The sequence below is a fragment of the Bacillus sp. 11C genome (assembly GCF_055486375.1).
Genome location: NZ_JBUPVZ010000002.1, coordinates 183,422 through 202,083, shown reverse-complemented (window position 1 = coordinate 202,083; position 18,662 = coordinate 183,422). Strand labels below are relative to the sequence as shown.

At 44.9% G+C, this 18,662-nt stretch carries 18 protein-coding genes and 2 pseudogenes; 9 read left to right on the top strand and 11 right to left on the bottom strand.

Features of this window, described 5'->3' with window-relative positions; all coding sequences use genetic code 11:
- Positions 1-97: 97 nt before the first annotated feature.
- From ACY3LV_RS03770 to bsdA, 9 genes and pseudogenes are all read right to left on the bottom strand, one after another.
- Positions 98-880, bottom strand: a complete 783-nt coding sequence (locus ACY3LV_RS03770; protein WP_464863403.1) for a TIGR03943 family putative permease subunit — start codon at positions 878-880, stop codon at positions 98-100.
- A gap of 12 nt (positions 881-892) precedes the next feature.
- Positions 893-1,885, bottom strand: a complete 993-nt coding sequence (locus ACY3LV_RS03765) for a permease (protein WP_464863467.1) — start codon at positions 1,883-1,885, stop codon at positions 893-895.
- A gap of 120 nt (positions 1,886-2,005) precedes the next feature.
- Positions 2,006-2,653, bottom strand: coding sequence for a YitT family protein (locus ACY3LV_RS03760; protein WP_333561229.1), 648 nt, complete (start codon positions 2,651-2,653; stop codon positions 2,006-2,008).
- 121 nt (positions 2,654-2,774) lie between these two features.
- Positions 2,775-2,897: a hypothetical protein gene (locus ACY3LV_RS03755; RefSeq protein WP_464863402.1), complete on the bottom strand. Its 123-nt coding sequence runs from the start codon at positions 2,895-2,897 to the stop codon at positions 2,775-2,777.
- Positions 2,897-4,026: pseudogene (locus tag ACY3LV_RS03750) on the bottom strand (response regulator aspartate phosphatase). Before ACY3LV_RS03750 ends, ACY3LV_RS03755 begins: the two are co-directional and overlap by 1 nt.
- 154 nt (positions 4,027-4,180) lie before the next feature.
- The gene (gene tcyC / locus ACY3LV_RS03745) at positions 4,181-4,924 is read right to left on the bottom strand and encodes a cystine ABC transporter ATP-binding protein TcyC (protein ID WP_148962971.1); all 744 of its coding nucleotides are present in this window, start codon (positions 4,922-4,924) and stop codon (positions 4,181-4,183) included.
- Positions 4,925-4,937: 13 nt separating this feature from the next.
- A complete protein-coding gene (gene tcyB / locus ACY3LV_RS03740) occupies positions 4,938-5,642 on the bottom strand; it encodes a cystine ABC transporter permease TcyB (protein ID WP_148962972.1) in 705 nt (234 codons plus the stop codon).
- Positions 5,629-6,435, bottom strand: coding sequence for a cystine ABC transporter substrate-binding lipoprotein TcyA (gene tcyA, locus ACY3LV_RS03735; RefSeq protein ID WP_333561227.1), 807 nt, complete (start codon positions 6,433-6,435; stop codon positions 5,629-5,631). The genes tcyB and tcyA overlap by 14 nt, the downstream gene beginning before the upstream one ends.
- Positions 6,436-6,550: 115 nt before the next feature.
- Positions 6,551-7,423, bottom strand: a complete 873-nt coding sequence (gene bsdA / locus ACY3LV_RS03730; protein ID WP_333561226.1) for a transcriptional regulator BsdA — start codon at positions 7,421-7,423, stop codon at positions 6,551-6,553.
- A gap of 91 nt (positions 7,424-7,514) precedes the next feature.
- On the opposite strand from bsdA, the gene ACY3LV_RS03725 reads away from it, so the two are divergent.
- From ACY3LV_RS03725 to ACY3LV_RS03705, 5 genes and pseudogenes are all read left to right on the top strand, one after another.
- Positions 7,515-8,129 (top strand): non-oxidative hydroxyarylic acid decarboxylases subunit B, encoded by a 615-nt coding sequence (locus ACY3LV_RS03725; protein ID WP_333561225.1) that lies wholly within the window; start codon positions 7,515-7,517, stop codon positions 8,127-8,129.
- Positions 8,130-8,131: 2 nt separating this feature from the next.
- Positions 8,132-9,553, top strand: coding sequence for a phenolic acid decarboxylase BsdC (gene bsdC / locus ACY3LV_RS03720; RefSeq protein ID WP_333561224.1), 1,422 nt, complete (start codon positions 8,132-8,134; stop codon positions 9,551-9,553).
- A gap of 17 nt (positions 9,554-9,570) precedes the next feature.
- A complete protein-coding gene (bsdD, locus tag ACY3LV_RS03715) occupies positions 9,571-9,798 on the top strand; it encodes a phenolic acid decarboxylase subunit BsdD (RefSeq protein WP_148962977.1) in 228 nt (75 codons plus the stop codon).
- Positions 9,795-10,259: a pyridoxamine 5'-phosphate oxidase family protein gene (locus ACY3LV_RS03710; protein ID WP_464863466.1), complete on the top strand. Its 465-nt coding sequence runs from the start codon at positions 9,795-9,797 to the stop codon at positions 10,257-10,259. Before bsdD ends, ACY3LV_RS03710 begins: the two co-directional genes overlap by 4 nt.
- Positions 10,260-10,270: 11 nt before the next feature.
- A pseudogene (locus ACY3LV_RS03705) lies at positions 10,271-10,726 on the top strand (alpha/beta fold hydrolase); the annotation flags it as partial.
- A 39-nt stretch (positions 10,727-10,765) separates the two neighbouring features.
- On the opposite strand, the gene ACY3LV_RS03700 reads toward ACY3LV_RS03705, so the two are convergent.
- Entirely contained in the window at positions 10,766-12,244 is a 1,479-nt protein-coding gene (locus ACY3LV_RS03700) for a peptide MFS transporter (RefSeq protein ID WP_464863401.1), read from the bottom strand.
- Positions 12,245-12,523: 279 nt separating this feature from the next.
- Between ACY3LV_RS03700 and ACY3LV_RS03695 the strand changes: the two genes are divergently transcribed.
- On the top strand, positions 12,524-14,278 hold the full coding sequence (locus ACY3LV_RS03695) for a right-handed parallel beta-helix repeat-containing protein (RefSeq protein ID WP_464863400.1): 1,755 nt from the start codon (positions 12,524-12,526) through the stop codon (positions 14,276-14,278).
- 12 nt (positions 14,279-14,290) lie between these two features.
- On the opposite strand, the gene ACY3LV_RS03690 is transcribed toward ACY3LV_RS03695, so the two are convergent.
- The gene (locus ACY3LV_RS03690) at positions 14,291-14,512 is read right to left on the bottom strand and encodes a YczF family membrane protein (RefSeq protein WP_148962981.1); all 222 of its coding nucleotides are present in this window, start codon (positions 14,510-14,512) and stop codon (positions 14,291-14,293) included.
- 125 nt (positions 14,513-14,637) lie between these two features.
- Here ACY3LV_RS03690 and gerKA point away from each other — a divergent pair, with 125 nt between their 5' ends.
- From gerKA to ACY3LV_RS03675, 3 genes are read left to right on the top strand one after another with little or no spacing between them, the layout of a single operon-like run.
- Positions 14,638-16,272 carry a spore germination protein GerKA gene (gene gerKA, locus ACY3LV_RS03685; protein WP_148962982.1) on the top strand — a complete coding sequence of 545 codons (1,635 nt, stop codon included), beginning with the start codon at positions 14,638-14,640 and terminating at the stop codon, positions 16,270-16,272.
- Entirely contained in the window at positions 16,262-17,488 is a 1,227-nt protein-coding gene (locus tag ACY3LV_RS03680; protein ID WP_464863399.1) for a Ger(x)C family spore germination protein, read from the top strand. The genes gerKA and ACY3LV_RS03680 overlap by 11 nt, the downstream gene beginning before the upstream one ends.
- Positions 17,489-17,513: 25 nt before the next feature.
- Complete coding sequence (locus tag ACY3LV_RS03675) at positions 17,514-18,638, top strand: spore germination protein (protein ID WP_333561219.1); 1,125 nt, start codon at positions 17,514-17,516, stop codon at positions 18,636-18,638.
- The last annotated feature ends 24 nt before the right edge of the window (positions 18,639-18,662 follow it).

Genomic DNA, 18,662 nt, shown 5'->3' with positions numbered 1-18,662 from the left:
AAACTATCCTATCATATTTTGTTTTACTTCGGAGTAAGATCCTCGATGATCTCATATACATAGGGGTTTTTGGGCGTATTGATCGTTTCCGCATGTGTTACAGAAACGATTGGAAGCTGTTCGCCGTTTTTATGGAATAGAGCAAGCCTCCAGTGATCTGGACCCAGTCGCCTTCCTTTATCTTATTATTTTCTGAGAAAGAAGCCGGCAGTCCGTAAACCGCGGCATCCGCAATGCAGCAGGATATACCGTAACGTCCAACGATATAGTGATTTAGCTGTTCATCAAAATAGACAAATCCTTTCATGCCGATCTCTTTTCCTGCATACGCTTCCGCATTCTCCAGCAATAGATTGACGATTGGAACATAATACTTATCTGAAATCGGAATGACATCCTTACCCTCCAGCTCCCGCGCCAGTTCTTTTTCATACCCGCTTGGCAGTACCGCAGCCGTCCCTGCTTCATCAGAGGATTGCGTTTGAGCATCAGATTTCATCTCTTCCGGGCTCTTGGCACTGTTTGCTGAGAAGATTCTGTTCTGTGCGACTTCCTTTGTCAGCACATGGTTAGGAAAAAGGAAACCAGACATGATAGGGATCAGAAAAAAGCTGTACAGCCATGGGTGAGACGGAGAATGTGTTTGACTGCTTGCACATGCGCAGCACACGTGCGGACTATCTTGTTTTCTCCAGATCAATGACAGTATGCCAAGCGCAAAAGCAGCTACAATAAAGAACTTCGTAAACCAAAGCATACGCGGAGAAATGAAATGCAAAATATGTCCTGTCAGATAAAGTTTAAATGCCATTAAAGCAAAGCCGATTAATAGAAGCCCCCGCACAACGGCATCAAAAGAATACGGTTTATTTTGTTTCATCATACTCATCCTTTATGAGGTAATCAAACCATAAAGCCAAGCTATTGCAAGAACTGAAGCTGAAATGACAACAAAAAATACAAACACAAAGCGTTTTTTGAAAAATGAAGCATACACAAACGTATTTTTTAAATCTAACATCGGGCCGTACAGCATGAAGGAGAGAAGGGAAGCGTGAGAATAGGTGCCTGAAAAAGTAGATGCGACAAACGCATCCGCATGTGAGCAAAGTGACAGGACAAATGCCAGTCCCATCATGACAGCGGAACCAGACAGGTCGCTTGTCCCCAGCTCAGCGAGAGCCCCGCGGTTTAAAAACGTTTGAAACAGACTGGCGATAAATGCGCCCATGATCAAATAGCGGCCCATATCGAAAAACTCTTCAACAGCATGGGTGACGATAGGTTTCAAGCGTTTTCCTTGCTGCTGGCTGTGTTCCGGCAAGGCAGCTGTTTTATGTGGTTTCAGCATGTTCTTGTTTCCGAATATCCAATACATCATGAGCCCGATTATGATACAAATGACGAAGGCGAGCCCAATCCTCGCGTACACAAGTTCCAAATGCTTGCTGAAGGCATAGTAGGTGGAGAGGATGACAATCGGATTTAATATAGGGGCTCCAACTAAGATAACAGCGCCGACGTGAAGCGGAAGCCCTTTTTGAATGAGCCGGCGCACCACCGGAATAACAGCACACTCACATACAGGGGAAAGAATACTGATGACGACAGCGGACCCTATCGCGCCATACGGGTTTTTGACGATCCATTTGGTCATCCATTCATCTGAGACAAAGAATTCAATGCAAGAAGAAAAAAAGATGCCGAGCATGATAAATGGAATGGATTCTAGCAAAATACTCAGGAAAATGGTATTCACATTCAGCAGTGAAACCGGAATAGAAAAAGACAGCTTATTAGGTTCAAGCAAAATAAAACAGTACAGTAAAAAGAAAAAGAGCAATATGCTGAAGGAGCGTCTTGCAAAGTGTTGGAGAGCTTCCATCATGATACCTTCCGTCTCTAGTATTTCTCTTTCATCAGAGATAGTACCAATCTATGAGACAAGCCTTCAAAACATGAGTGAAAACAAAAAAACGGGCCATTGAACTGGTCCGTTTAAAGATTAATGCAGAGGCGGAGATGCTTTAACAGCGGCTGTCCGCCTTGCCACAGCATAATTCAGCAGCTGAATTGACTGCGGCAATGAAAAACGCAAAATGATACCGGTGAGGATGGCGGTCAAAATAGTACCTACCCCGATCGGGCCGCCCATGCCCCAAGCCGCAAACAAAATTGTTATTTCCATGCCGTTCCGCACCCATTGCACATTCCAGCCGGTTTTTTCTGTAATCAGCATCATCAGTGAATCACGCGGCCCCGCGCCAAGGCCTGCTGATACATAAACACCGACGCCGTAGCCGATCAGCAAAACGCCGAGAGAGAAGACAATGACGGAGCCCGTATAAGTGGAGGGGGCAGGCAGGAGAAAATTGAAAAAATCTATAAAAACACCAATGAGCACCATGTTCAGGATTGCGCCAATTTTTGGCCAAACCCTCGTAAACAATGACGTTAATCCGACGATGAGCGCTCCAATTATGATGGACCACTGGCCGACGGTAAGCCCGAAGTGCTGAAACAGGCCGTAATGAAATGCATCCCACGGACTTATGCCGAGTGCTTTTCCTTTTATCGTCAAGGATACACCAAAAGCCAAAATGATCAAACCGGCAAAATAAAATGTCCAGCGCAGCACAAGTTCTCGCTTCACGTGAGGTCCCTTCTTTCGTAAAAATCAGTCGAGTGTCATTGTAGCACATCTGACAGAAGGGCGGAATAGGCGAATGGAGCTCAACAAAAAAACAGGGCCGTCGCAGGCGCCCTGTTTAAGTTTAAATATTTATTGCCTTTTCTGCTATTTGAAATGAATCTGGCTCGTTAGCGTATGTACCTGCATTTAATAAACCAGCAAAAAGGAAACCAAGCAAAGCGGTGCTGATAATAAGTTTTTTCATTATAGCGCCTCCGTAACTTTTAGTATTTGAGTTTGGGCATTAATAGTCCTCTTTAAGAAATTCCTCCCTTCGGTAAAATTTCCTGTCTCAAAATGAAAATCACCTATTTTTTCGGTTAATTCGGCGTATTCAGACCATAAACGTTTCGTTTCCAAATAGTTAAGGCTCTGCTCCACTTCTTTCTCATTATAATCTTCATAAATTGAATAAATGATTGTTAATTTTGCTTTATATTCTTCTTCATTACAATGCAAAGCTAGTTTTAATGCTTTTTGATAAAATAAACGCGCTTCTTCCGGTTTAGAAGATTGATAAAGCACATTTGCCATCATATATAATGTCCTAATGCCATTAGCTGTGTTCACGTGATCTTTCATTTCTAATGCTTTTCTGAAAAAATACTCAGCACCTGTTAGATTTCTACCTCTTGCTGATACAAGTCCTAAGTTGTGGTGGATTACTCCGATAATCCTATTTGCTTGTTTCCCTGTCAAATGTTCAGCCATGTGTAAAGCTTTTGATAATATGTTTCAGCTTCAGAGAGACGGTGCATATCATACATATTTGCTGCAAACATCATATTGCATCCGATAACTTTAACTTTGTAAAAACAATTGCCTTCAAATAAACTTTTGGCAATTGTTAGATGATTCAATGAAACATAATGTTGGTCGATTTGATAATATGCATCAGCTAGTTTGTAATGAAATTCTGCTTTTTCGATTTCATCTGTAACTTCGTTTAACTCTTGTTCGGCATCTCGATAATAATGGATTGCCTGGACATATTCTTTTTGATCAAATTCATACATTCCACGAAAAAATAATGAATAATATTTAAGAAGGCCAGTAAGCCTTTTTTGTTGATTTTCAATTTTCTCAAGCAGTTCTGAGATGCTTGGTCGCTCATATTTCTTTTCTGGCGGTTCTAAGGAATCTAACATCAATTGGTGACGGAAACACATAAGAGAATAATAGAGAAGTAAATCTTGGTCCTGTTCCATTGCCTTTATTTCCTGCTCAACCTCTGACTTTAAAACTTCAGCATCAGGAACACTAAATTGACGAATCATTTTATACCAATCGTTAATCTTAACGCCTACGTGTGAAGATGGTACTGCCGAACCTATGGTTCATCCTCCCTGTTCATCCTTTTTATGTAATATTCTATCATTTTCCATATGATGCTTGTCCGCAAAAAAACCGCAAACTTCAAGGAGGCATTATTCAATCTATAAAAAGAAAAAAACCAAAACAGCTTTCGTTTTGGTTTTTTTGAGAATTTTACAACGGGTTCAAAATCCGGTTCAAGAACCGCTGCGTCCGTTCTTCTTTTGGTGCGGAGAAGATTTGCTCCGGCGGTCCCTGTTCCACGATTACGCCGCCGTCGATGAAGACGACTTCGTCGGCCACATCCTGGGCGAATTTGATTTCGTGGGTCACGACAGCCATGGTCCACCCCTCATTGGCCAAATCCTTGATCACCTTCAGCACCTCTCCGACAAGTTCGGGGTCAAGCGCTGAGGTCGGTTCGTCAAACAGCATGAGTTCAGGCTGAATCGCTAGTGCGCGGGCGATGCCGACGCGTTGCTGCTGTCCTCCGGAAAGCTGGAACGGATATAAATCCATTTTGTCCTTCAATCCGACTTTATCAAGTAGCTGAATCGCTTCTTTTCTGACTTCCTCTTTGTTCCGTTTTTGCACCTGAACAGGGCCCTCCATCACGTTCTCAAGAGCTGTGCGGTGCGGGAACAGGTGATACGCCTGAAACACCATTCCGGATTTCCGGCGAAGCCGAAGGATATCCGCCTGTTTCACCTTTTTGGAGAAATCGATAGAGAAATCGTCAAATGCAAGTTCCCCGCGATTGGGGATCTCCAGCGCGTTCAGGCAGCGGAGCAGCGTCGTTTTCCCAGAACCTGAAGGCCCAAGTATAGCGATGACTTTCCCTTTTTCAATCTTCATATCTATCTTTTTTAAAATTTCATTTTCACCGAATGATTTGTTTAATCCTGTAACGGTAAGCATACTCGGAACCTCCTTATTTGGCCACGTAGCGGTCAAGACGCCGTTCGATGACATGCTGGACGAGTGAAAGCAGGAAGCAGATCATCCAATAAATAAAGGCTGCTTCAATATAGATCACTAAAATTTGATCAAGATTCCGCGCGCCGATTTCCTGAGCTTTTCTGAACAGCTCAGCGACCAGAATCTGAGAGGCGAGGGATGTATCTTTGATCAGGCTGATAAAGGTATTGGATAATGGCGGGATCGATACCCGAAACGCCTGCGGCAAAATAACGCGGAACAGCGTTTTCTGATGGGTCATGCCAATCGTATAGCCGGCTTCCCACTGCCCTTTCGGCACGGATAAAATAGATGCCCGGATAATTTCAGATGCATAGGCGCCGACGTTTAGTGAAAAGGCGATCACTGCGCTTGGAAATGGATCTAATGTGATGTTAAAAGCCGGGAACAGATAGAAAATGATGAACAATTGAACGAGAAGAGGAGTGCCGCGTATCGCGGATACGTATACGCTGAACACCCATCTCAAAGGTCTCACTTTCGACATTCTGGCAAGCGCTGTAATCAGCGCGATGATCATTCCAAATATAAAGGAAAGAATGGTAAGGGGAATCGTATAGTAGATTCCCCCTGAAAGTATCGGCCAGAATGACTGCTGCACCAGATCCCACGGGATCGCCGTGCCAAGCGTCAATGCCGGCAGATTATTTAGAAACATCTTCGCCGAACCACTTTTTGGAAATGTTAGAAAGAGTCCCGTCCTCTTTCATTTCTTTTAATGCTTTGTTGACTTGATCCACAACCTCGCCGCTTCCTTTGCGGAACGCGAAATAGGTTGACTGCGGATCACCTGTTTCAAACGCGATTTTCACGTTTTTGTTGTTTGATGTTTTTAAGTAGTTCAATACAGCAAGTTTGTCGTTGTATGTCATATCGACGCGGCCTTGCTGGATGAGCTGAAGGGATTGTGCCAGGCCTTCAACGCCTTCAACTTTCGCGCCGGCATCTGTAGCTAATTTGTTGTAGTTGCTTGTCAGTGATTGAGCTGATGTTTTTCCTTTTACATCTGCTTCAGACTTAATGTCGTTGTTGTCTTTTTTTGTAACGACAACGGCTCTTGATGTTGTGTATTTATCTGAGAAATCGTATTTGTCTTCACGGTCTGTTTTTCCGACTTGGTTGGCAATGACGTCAAACCGTTTGGAATTCAGGCCGGCAAACATACTGTCCCATTGTGTTTCTTTAAAATCGACTTTCAGCCCTAGGCGCTTTGCGACTTCTGTGATGACTTCCACATCATAGCCAGTCAGCTTGTCCGTGTCTTTGTCGTGGAAAGTGAACGGTTCATATGTTCCTTCCGTACCGACTGTCAGCACACCTTTTTTCTTAATTGAAGCCCAAAGGTCGCCGTCTTTGGCGTTGTCTTTTGACTGATTGTCATTTCCTGCTCCGCAAGCTGCGAGCACTGCAATGCTTACGACCATGAATAAAGCCAAAAATGCTTTTTTCATCTTATTCCCCACTTTTCTGGTTGATTTTATTGAAATAAAAAATTAGCTTACAAATCTAAAGGATAACTTTTTTTTAGTATGAGTCAAGTAATTGGTTTTCATAAGGCCATTTCTTTTAAAATAAATCCAAAAATTGCTGTATCGGTTTTGGTAAATAACTGTCTGTTCTCCACATGACAGCCGGTGTCATAATAAAGGGATTGTTTTCGATATGAACGGTATGAACGTGATTCCTCATATGAACGGGAATCATCGTGACGGGCAGAATGGAAGCGCCGAATCCGGATGAGACGAGACTGAGCAAAGTGGCGGAATCGTGGCATTCGCAAACAATGCGCGGCTCCAGATTCAAACGATGAAATTCATTCATGACCTGATTATAGACGCCTTTTCCGTTGACAGGCCGCAGCAGAATCAGCGGAAAGGAAGGGATGTCTTCCATTTTAATGGTGTCTCCGCACGTATATCCGGCTTCATCGGAAAGCACGAGCACACATGGAATGTCATCAAGCTGTTTGAATTGAATCGTGTCGCTTTTGATCATTGTCGTCGTGACAGCCGCATCGATTTGACGGCTTTCCAGTAATTCTAACAGCGTCGCAGGCTCATTCTCCCAAATATTAAAGGTAAGGTGCGGGTATCTCTCTTTGATCTGTGTCACTTTTTCAAGCATCAGAGCGGCGCAATAGATGGTTGAACCGACGGCTAGCGTGCCGGCTACCTCCTCCTTCAGCTCTTGTACCTCAATGACTGCATCTTCAAACCTGTGCAGAATCTCCTTGGCTCTTTTCAGGAAAACAGTTCCTTCATATGTTAGCGACATTTGTTTTTTCTTATTTCGGTCAAAGAGAATGACACCAAGCTCATCCTCCAGCTGTTTCAGCTGTCTGCTTAAAGGCGGTTGCGCCATGTGAAGCTTTTTGGCGGCGGATGTGATTTTCTTTTCTTGGGCGATGGTAATGAAATATCGAAGCTGTCGAATGTCCAAAAAAATAGCGCCTCCTCGTTTATACCTTTTGGGTATTAAATATAGATTTAACAGATATTTTTCATATGGATATATCAGGAGTATGATGGAAATGAAAGCAGAATTCAAGCGTAAAGGAGGGGGCAAAGTGAAACTCGTTGTCGGAATGACAGGGGCAACAGGTGCCATTTTTGGAGTCAGGCTGCTGGAGTGGCTGAAGGCTGCGGAAGTGGAAACCCATCTCGTTGTGTCTCCTTGGGCTAACGTCACGATCAAACACGAAACAGGCTATACCTTAAAAGAAGTAGAACAACTGGCTACATACACTTATTCGCAGAAGGATCAGGCGGCAGCCATTTCAAGCGGATCGTTTGATACCGATGGAATGATTGTTGCGCCTTGCAGCATGAAATCTCTTGCAAGCATTCGCACCGGGATGGCGGATAATCTGCTGACTCGTGCGGCGGATGTCATGCTCAAGGAGAGAAAAAAACTCGTCCTCTTAACGAGAGAGACGCCTTTGAACCAGATTCATCTCGAAAATATGCTAGCGCTTACGAAGATGGGCACGATCATTCTTCCGCCGATGCCGGCATTTTATAATCAGCCGGGCAGTCTAGAGGAAATGGTCGACCATATTATCTTCAGAACGTTGGACCAATTCGGCATTCGCCTTCCTGAAGCGAAACGCTGGAATGGGATTGAAAAACAAAAAGGAGGAGCTTGATCATGGCTTATCAAGATTTCAGAGAATTTCTCGCTGCTCTTGAAAAAGAAGGGCAGCTGCTGACAGTGAGTGAAGAGGTAAAGCCGGAGCCGGATTTAGGGGCCGCGGCACGTGCAGCCAGCAATCTTGGCGATAAGAGCCCCGCGCTCTTATTTAACAATATTTACGGCTATCACAACGCCCAAATTGCGATGAATGTGATCGGTTCCTGGCCGAACCATGCGATGATGCTCGGCATGCCGAAAGACACGCCGGTTAAAGAACAGTTTTTTGAATTCGCGAAGCGTTATGACCAGTTTCCGATGCCGGTCAAACGTGAGGAAACAGCGCCGTTTCATGAAAATGAAATCACTGAAGATATCAATTTGTTCGATATACTGCCTCTTTTTAGAATTAACCGAGGGGACGGCGGTTACTATTTAGACAAAGCGTGTGTCATTTCCCGCGATCTTGAAGATCCAGACAACTTTGGCAAACAAAACGTCGGCATTTACAGAATGCAGGTTAAAGGAAAAGACCGCCTTGGCATTCAGCCTGTACCGCAGCACGATATTGCGGTCCATCTGCGCCAAGCTGAAGAACGCGGCATCAATCTTCCGGTCACCATTGCGCTCGGCTGTGAGCCGGTCATTACAACGGCGGCATCGACTCCGCTTCTTTATGATCAATCAGAATACGAAATGGCGGGCGCGATTCAAGGCGAACCATATCGCATTGTGAAATCGAAGCTGTCTGATCTAGATGTTCCATGGGGCGCCGAAGTGGTGCTTGAAGGTGAAATCATTGCCGGAGAACGTGAATATGAAGGCCCGTTCGGTGAGTTCACAGGCCATTATTCCGGCGGCCGCAGCATGCCGATTATCAAAATTAAACGCGTATATCACAGAAACAATCCGATTTTTGAACATTTATACTTAGGCATGCCTTGGACAGAATGCGATTACATGATTGGCATTAACACTTGTGTGCCGCTTTATCAGCAGTTAAAAGAAGCGTATCCGAATGAAATTGTGGCTGTGAACGCCATGTACACACATGGTTTAATCGCGATTGTTTCCACAAAAACCCGCTATGGCGGATTTGCGAAAGCCGTCGGTATGCGCGCACTCACAACACCGCACGGACTTGGCTACTGCAAAATGGTCATTGTCGTTGACGAGGATGTCGATCCATTCAACCTGCCGCAGGTCATGTGGGCGCTTTCCACCAAAATGCATCCGAAACACGATGCGGTCATCATCCCGGACTTATCTGTCCTGCCGCTTGACCCGGGATCTAACCCATCAGGAATCACTCACAAAATGATTCTTGACGCTACTACACCTGCTGCGCCAGAAACAAGAGGCCACTATTCACAGCCGCTTGATTCACCATTAACAACGAAAGAATGGGAACAAAAACTAATGGACTTCATGAACAAATAAGGAAAGGATGATTCGATATGCATACATGTCCTCGATGCGATTCAAAAAAGGGAGAAGTCATGAGCAAATCGCCTGTAAAAGGCGCATGGGAAGTTTACCAGTGCCAAACATGCTTTTTTACATGGAGATCCTGTGAGCCGGAAAGCATGACAAATCCCGCGAAATACAATCCGGCGTTTAAAATTAATCCGAAGGAAACTGAAACAGCAATTGAAGTTCCGGCTGTGCCGGAACGAAAGGCCTGATCAGCGTGAATTGTATATCAGACCGTCTCTTTGAGCTGCTTGACGGGAATCGCCTGAAGGAGAAGCAGCAGGAGGCTTTCGTTCTGCAAACGGTATCGGAGGATGGCTGGCCGCACGCCGCTATGATCAGCGTGGGAGAAATTATCGCTCTAAGCCGGACAGATATCCGAATCGCTCTGTGGAGAAACACAGTGACTGCCGCCAACATCCTTCGGACAGGAAAAGCGCAGTTCACGGCATGGTGGAAGGGATCAGCCCATTATGTGAAGCTGCAATGTGAGCCTTTGCCGCCTTTGCAAGAAGCCGAATATGACAGAGAACGTTTTGCCTGCCGCGTCGTTTCGGTGAAGGAAGAAGTTGCGAAATATGCTGATTTGACTTCCGGTGTCCGTATCCGGCTTCACAGCCCTGATGAGGTACTGAACAGATGGGAAAAGACGCTTGAGGAATTAACACAGTAATATAGACAGCTCGAAAAAGTGAATCGTTTTTCTTAGAAACAGCCGGTCTTGAGAGAAAGGAACGCTTTGAAAAAGACATCGCGAATTTGCAGCAAGACATCAAAAAAGATCCTGAGAGACGCTTCGTACACATGTGTACGAAGCGCTGAGGCGAAAAGCTTTTATCAAGAGCGGCCGCATGCTGCTCTATGGGATGGTGATTTCACGAATATGCCGATCATTGATTAATGATGGGGCCATACATTTGCCGGGTTTGTCTTATTCAGCGGTTAGCAGATGTTCAAATGCCGGTGTCCATCGGATAAGGGAGATATGAATACCTGGTCGCCCCTGTTGCGCTGTGGGATATTGTTGACGGTTTATATTCCCATGTGGAGAAGGTAATTTTTGAGGGTAGCGGCCATCAGCCGATGCTGGAAGAATCGCAAGCCTTAGATCAAAGCTTCAGCAAAAGGATGGACAAATAAGAAACAGCCCGCAGGCCAAAATCCGCGGGCTGTTTCTTATTATAAGACCCCTTTCATCGCACGCTTGATAATCGGCGAAAGCAGCAGAAGAATGCCGCCAAGTACGATAGAAATCAAGCCGATGGTGCCGAAGTAAGTTGTTTCAGGAATTTTATCAAATAATCCGGCTACTTGGGCATTGATCGCTTGGGCTGCTGCGTTAGTCAGAAACCACATACTCATTGTCTGTGCAGAGAATGCAGCTGGCGCCAGTTTCGTTGTGACGGATAAACCGACTGGAGACAGGCACAGCTCTCCAAGCACGACAAGCAGGAAGCTGAGAACGAGCCAAAGCGGGCTTACGAGTGCTTCTTTTCCTTGCATAGCCGGGAATACCATAATGATAAATGACAATCCAGCTAGAATAATTCCGATTGAGAATTTAACTGGTGTGGACGGCTGGCGTTTGCCGAGCTTCATCCATAGCCACGCGAAAATTGGCGCGAAAATGACGACAAACAATGGGTTTAATGATTGGAACCAAGATGACTGAAGTTCTAATCCGCCCAATGAAAGCCTTGTGCGTTCATCAGCGTATACCGCAAGAATGGTCGCTCCCTGTTCCTGAATGGCCCAGAACATGACAGCACCGATAAACAAAGGAATGTAAGCGGCAAGACGAGATTTTTCTGTTTTGTCCGCTTTTTTGCTTGTAAACATGATGATGAAGTAAACAATAGGAATCAAAATACCGAGAATACTGACAAGGTCGATGAAACCATTGACCGTCAGCACGCCTGTTTGTACAGAGGTCATCACTGCGATCACCACAATGATAACACCGATTCCAGTACCAATCGCAGATTTTTTAGACAGCGGATTCGGCACATTTGAGCCTGCAAGCCCGAGGTTTTTCTTTCTTGTCAGAGCATATACGATAAGCCCGAGAAGCATTCCGACTGCGGCAGCTCCGAAGCCAAGATGATAGTTGTACTTCTGTCCGAGTGTTCCGACAATTAACGGCGCGAGTAAACCGCCAAGGTTAATCCCCATATAGAAAATACTAAAACCTGAGTCGCGGCGCGGGTCTTCTTTCGTGTAAAGATCTCCAACCACACTTGAAACGTTTGGTTTTAATAAGCCTGTTCCGATAATGATAAGACCCATGCTGATATAGAATGCTGTCGCGCTGCCCGGATAGGCGAGTGCAATGTGGCCGAACATAATGAATATGCCGCCGTAAAACACGGTGTTTGCGGTTCCGAATACCCGGTCAGCAAGCCATCCGCCGATAATAGTGGACATGTATACGAGTGATCCGTAAATTGACATAATGGCAACCGCTGTGCCTTTGTCAAAGCCAAGCCCTCCGTTTACCGTCTCTGTATACAAATAGTAAAGTAAGATTGCTCTCATTCCATAGTAAGAGAAACGCTCCCAAAATTCGGTGAAAAATAGCGTAAATAGTCCCCGCGGGTGACCAAAGAACCCTTTTTGCGGGACGCTTTTGATGATACTTTCGTTATCAATCGAAGCCATGTCAGCCAAACCCTTTCTTAAAAAAGTGTATTATAAAAATCATATTCTTATATAATACTTGTGTCAATATAATTTATACGCATTTCAAATAGTTCCATAATGGAAAAGTTATAAATGTATAAAAATAGTGATTTTGTCCTAATGATTAAATCTTTTTTCGTAAGGTTTTATTACAAAACGATTCCTTTATATTTTTTCAATAAAATTTTAGAGAGATGTACAAGCGGATCGGGCCTTTGTGAGTATCATGATAGTAATCATGGAGAAGGAGGCTCGCAATTGGCTGAATTCATATTAAATGCGGCGGATTTCGGTATTTCAGGAGATGGTAAAACGGATTCAACAGAACTGATTAATCAGTGCCTCAGTACGGCTGTTTCGAAAGGGTATCATACGGTCTGGTTTCCAAAGGGAACCTATTTAATAGACGGAACGCTTGGAGCAGATCCTAATCAGAAGTTTCGAAACGCGGGGATTAAGGTTCCCGCCAACCTTGAGATTGTGATGGATCCCGAGTGTATCATCAAAGTCATCCCGAACAGTTCGTGGGGTTATTCCGCATTTTATGTAGGCAAGCAAGAAAATATCACCATTTCCGGAGGACAAATTATCGGCGAACGCGATGAGCATACGTATGCGTCCGCGGGGGTAAGGTCAACCCATGAATGGGGCTTCGGCATATGTATTGAAGGATGTTTGAATGTCGTCATTGATGATGTCAAAATTTCTGATTTTACCGGCGACGGGATCATTGTCAGTCCGAGGGGATTAAAGACAAATAATGATTATCGAACGTCAGAGCATATTACCATCCGCCGCTGTGAGGTTCGGCGGTCGAGGAGAAATAACATTTCTATTACCGGATGTGACAGGGTCACGGTGGAGGAATGCGTGATTGAAGACGCCGGAACGGGGAATGGAACAGCGCCGAAATTCGGAATTGACATAGAAGGATATGGCGAAGGCGATGTTGACTATGAAGAACCGATCAATGTATCCATTCGCAATAACCATTTTATAGGGAATGTCTCAAGTTCTGTGACCAATTTTAACGGGTACGGCATTTCAATAGAAGGAAACCACTCAGACAATACCATCAGCTATGGGTATGGAGCGCAGACTGTGATCAAAGGAAATATTCTCAGACGGGAGAAAGACGCGGCTGCTGCGCCTAGAGTCGGGATTACGGGACTCGGTGTGTCACAAGGAAAAGAGAGCAGTGATGCGGTGATCGCCGGCAATCTCATTACCGGGTTTTCAACCGGGATTGATGTCAGGGGAAAGAGCGTGCTTGTCACGAACAACAAAATCAGCAACTTTGAAAACACAGGGATATTGGTTTATCAGTCATCCGACGTAAAGGTAGACGGCAACCAGATTCAAAACGGACTGTCTGAAACAAGGCGCAGTACCGGCCTTCGCGCAGTGCTGTCAGATGATACCGCATTTCTGAATAACTGCCTCATTCAAGTCATTGACGGCGTGAATATTTCCGGGGGCGAGATGATCATTAAAGATAATGTGCTGAGAAAATTCAGCCGGGGGATCTGGATCGCTCAAGGAAACGCGGTGATTGAAGGAAATACACTGAATCCTGACGCGTTTGAAGCAGCCCCAGAATCATATACTGTTTCTGTTACAAACAATGCGAGCGCTATCATCAAAAACAATACATGTAAAGAGTTTAAAAATTACCCGATTTACTGTTCCACAAGTGCGAAAACCTCAATTATCGGCAACCACTTTGAAAGATCTCCGCTTTTGGTCACCATCTATATCAACGCCGGTGTGCATGAGATTTTGGATAATACCATTTCAGTCAACAGAACAGCCGGAAATCCGATAGTCATGTATATCAACGGTTCTGCGGGCTCTATCATTTCTGGAAACACCATCAATAACCTCTCCGCAGGCACGGCGACAGCCATTCAAACAAACACCTCAACCAATTCGAAAATCATCGGCAATCGCATCTTCAAAGGAACCATCAGCAAACATAGCAGCGATACAGCAGACGGCAATATAATCGTTTGAAAACCGCCCCTTCTAGGGGTTCTTTTTTTTCGATTTATACATCAAGAATATTTCTCTGCTCAATTCCAACATAAAAAATAAAAACACGATCCACTCAGCAAACGTTGTCATTTTGAAGCTGGACATATTGTTGTATATGGCTTTTGTCAAACTGAACCCTTGCAGCGTGTCCATGAAAACAGAAATAACTAACAGACAAAACAATAAAAGCGCAGTCACGCCTAATATCTTCATGATTCATCACCCTCCGCCTTTTAGTTTCTATCTTTATCAGAGAGTTATACCGCTCGCCGGACACATGCATAATCTTAACGCCTAAAGGGAGAATATGAGAAAACGACAAAGAAAGGTATTTGTGTATGCCTTTATTTTCAAAGCGAAAGAACAATACTGATGCAAAAGACAAGCAGAATACAGAAGAAAAGAATCACGAACAGCAGAAAGAAAAAGAAAGGCCGGTTCTCATTTCCCCGAGTTTGGAAAAAAACATAGCGGAAATGAAGAAGGAAGTCGGAAGCAGCGCTGATGTCATCATTCGCGAGATCAAAATCGGGGAACAGGAGCGTGTCCGCCTCGCCGTTATTTATATTGCGGGTCTGGTCGATAATAACACGCTTCATGAATCCTTAATTGAGCCTTTGGTTGAGGACCAGTCCATTCAAAATTCTCAGGCGATCCAGCAGATTCTAGAAAAAACGCTTCCGCTGGGCGGGGTGAAAGCGGATAAGGATTGGGACAAGCTTTTTTCTGAATTAATGCTCGGCAATGCGCTGGTTTTTGCAGACGATTCAGAAGAGGCGCTGATCTGCAGCACACAGGGCGGAGAACAGCGCTCCATCCAAGAGCCGAGCACCCAGGTGTCCTTTCGCGGCCCGCGCCAAGGGTTTACAGAGTCTCTTCAAACCAATATTTCCATGATCCGACGATACATCAAAAATCCGAATGTATGGGTAGAGAAAATGAAAATCGGATCTGTCACACACACGGATGTCGCGCTGATGTACATTCATGGCATTTGTGAGGAAAAGGTGCTGAAGGAAGTTCGCTCACGTCTGAAAAGAATAGATATTGACAGTATTTTAGAGTCGGGATATATCGAGCAGCTGATTGAAGATGAAACATTTACAACGTTTCCGACCATGTATCATACAGAACGCCCTGATGTTGTAGCGGGAAATCTGCTGGAAGGAAGATTTGCGATCCTTGTGGACGGAACGCCGTTTGTTCTGATTGCCCCGGCCTTATTTGTTCAATTCTTTCAGTCTGTTGAAGATTATTATTCGCGCTTTGACATTGCGACAAGCATAAGGATTCTGCGGGTTTTAGTCTTTTTTATTTCACTTGTGGCGCCGGCTGTTTACGTGGCGGCCACGACGTTTCATCAGGAAATGATTCCCACACAGCTGTTGGTTGTCATTGCCGCACAGCGGGAAATTGTCCCATTTCCGGCTGTTGTCGAAGCACTCACGATGGAGATTGCGTTTGAGATTCTCAGAGAAGCGGGAGTCAGGCTTCCGCGTGTCGTCGGCTCGGCGGTGTCTATCGTAGGTGCGCTTGTTATCGGGCAGGCCGCCGTACAGGCTGGCATCGTCTCTCCGGCCATGGTCATCATCGTTGCCCTCACGGCTATTGCCAGCTTTGCAACACCGGCGTTTGCGATGGCGATTTCAGCCCGGCTCATTCGGTTCATCTTTATTATTGCATCAGCTGTTATGGGATTTTACGGGCTTATTTTAGGAATTATTATCATGATTGTCCATTTATGCAGCCTTCGTTCCTTTGGCGTTCCTTATATGTCGCCGCTTGCTCCTTATTCTTCTCAAGGTGTAAAGGACACGCTGTTTAGGGTGCCGTGGTGGGCCGATGAAAAACGGCCGGAATCAATCAGCAAGAAAGATAAAGTGCGCCAGTCAAAACATCAGCGGCCTTTGCCCGACGCTTCACGCGGAATGGTGAACAAAGAACTGGAAGAAGGGGATAAGGATGATACGTAATCGTGTATTAGCCGTTATCATGTTTTTAAGCATCATTGTGCTGCCCGGCTGCTGGGATAAGCGGGAACTGACGGACCTAGCGATTATTTCGGCAATTGGCATCGATAGAACAAATGAAGGAAACTATGTACTGCATTTTCAAATTATCAATCCCGGAAATGTAGCCGGCGGGCTTCAGGGAGGCGGCGCGGGAGACAGGCCGCCTGTATCCGTTTATTCGATTGAAGGCGACAACATGACGGAAGCGCTGAGAAAAGCCTCCATGAAAGTATCAAGGCGGCTTTACTTTGCTCATACGAATCTGATCGTGATCAGTGAAAAGCTGGCGAAAGAGGAAGGGTTGGATTTTGTGTTAGATAATCTTGACCGCGACACAGAATTCAGAACAACAGCCACAGTGGTCATCGCTCATAAAACAAAAGCGGAAAACATTGTGAAAACCCTGACCCCGATTGACAAAATTCCGTCAAATAAAGTCAATAAAACACTCGACTTTACACAAGCCCAATATGGGCGGGTCATTAAAACAAATATTCAGGACGTCATAAAAACTCTTGCTGCTTCGACACAAGCGCCGGTCATACCTGGGTATTTGATGATCGGTGACAGCGAAAAAGGGATCAGCCTGGAAAACACACAGGCGACTGATCCGAAAGCGATTCTTCAGGCGAACGGTTTAGCGGTCTTCGATAAAACCGGCCATTTAAAATATTGGATTGAAGATGATACGGTAAGCTCCGGTGTGGTTTGGCTTAAGAATCAAATTCAGCACACGTATATTAATGCCGATTGGGGCAAGACAAAAGATGCGGTAAGCTTACAGATCACGCATCAAATCACAAAGCTAAGCCCCGAGATGCGCAACGGCCGCCCGCGAATTCATGTTCATGTCACTGTCGAAGGCATCATAGACGCGGTCAAATACCCGTTTCAATTGTCTGATCCAAAGGTGCTGGCAAGTATCGAAAAAGCACTAAACAAAGAATTGGAACATGAAATCAGCAGAACTGTTAAAACCATTAAAAAGAATAAAATAGATTTTATCGGATTTGGAGAGACGATCTACAGAAAGTATCCGAAGCAGTGGGAAAAAATGAAACGCACATGGGACAAAGAGTATTTGCCTGAACTGCCTGTCGATGTAAAGGCGGAGACGTATATCAGAAGAACGGGATTGCGTAATAATCCGATCAGGCACCAGCTTGACCATGAATAGGCCTTGGAGAAAGGGGAAGTGACAGATGGAAAAAGCCCAAATCAGCATAAGGCAGCTGTTTGTCATGATTATCATTTTTGAGCTGGGCAGCTCCTTATTGATTACCCCGGGGACGATTGCGGGCCGTGATGCCTGGATAGCAGTGCTTTTGGGCTGTGCGGCCGGTTTGTTTCTGTTTTATTTGTATCAGGGCATATACCAATGCTACCCGGACTTTTCCCCGAAAGAATATATGGATGATATGCTCGGCACCACGCTCAGCTGGATTTTTTCCTTTCTCTATATCTTATACTTTGCCTATATTGCCGCACGGGTGCTGCGTGATTTCGGAGAAATGCTGCTGACGTTTGCATATCATGATACACCTCTCATTATTGTCAATGCGCTATTAATAGTTGTAAGCATTTATGCAGTCAGAAAAGGGATTGAAGTGCTGGCCCGGTCAGCGGAACTTCTTTTTGGGGCCATGTATTTATTAGGTGCGCTCGGTCTCGTACTGCTTATTGTATCAGGCTCTGTAGAACCGCAAAATTTAAAACCAGTTTTAGCAGACGGCGTTTATCCTATCGTTCACTCTGTTTTTACGCAAACGATGTATGTACCGTTCGGTGAGGTTGTTTTATTTGTGATGATTTTTCCTTATCTCAGTGATCGTAAAGGTGTAAAAAAAACGGGGATGCTTGCCATGATCATCAGCGGATTGGTTGTGACGCTTACCGTGGCCATTAATATCAGTGTGCTTGATGTTGATTTGACATTGAGATCTCAGTTTCCGCTATTAAGCACAATTCAGACGATCAAGGTTGAAGAATTTTTAGACCGTCTCGATGTCTTTTTTATGCTGGCGCTGATTATCGGCGGTTTCTTTAAGGTCAGCCTTTATTTATACGCGGTGGTGGTGGGCGCGTCCACGCTTTTTAAGGAAAAGAACCCTTCTCAACTGGCTTATCCGATGGGATTTGGCATCTTAGTCCTTTCCATTACGATTGCAACCAACTTTTCGGAGCATTTGAACGAAGGCCTGAATGTGGTGCCGCTCTATATTCATTTGCCTTTTCAGTTTTTGTTTCCGCTTTTCTTGTTTATCATAGCCGTTTGGAAAAAGAAGAGAAGAGAGAAATTAAAGCCGTCGGAAGAAAAGAAACAATAAAAAGAGCGGGGGGATGCAGCCGCC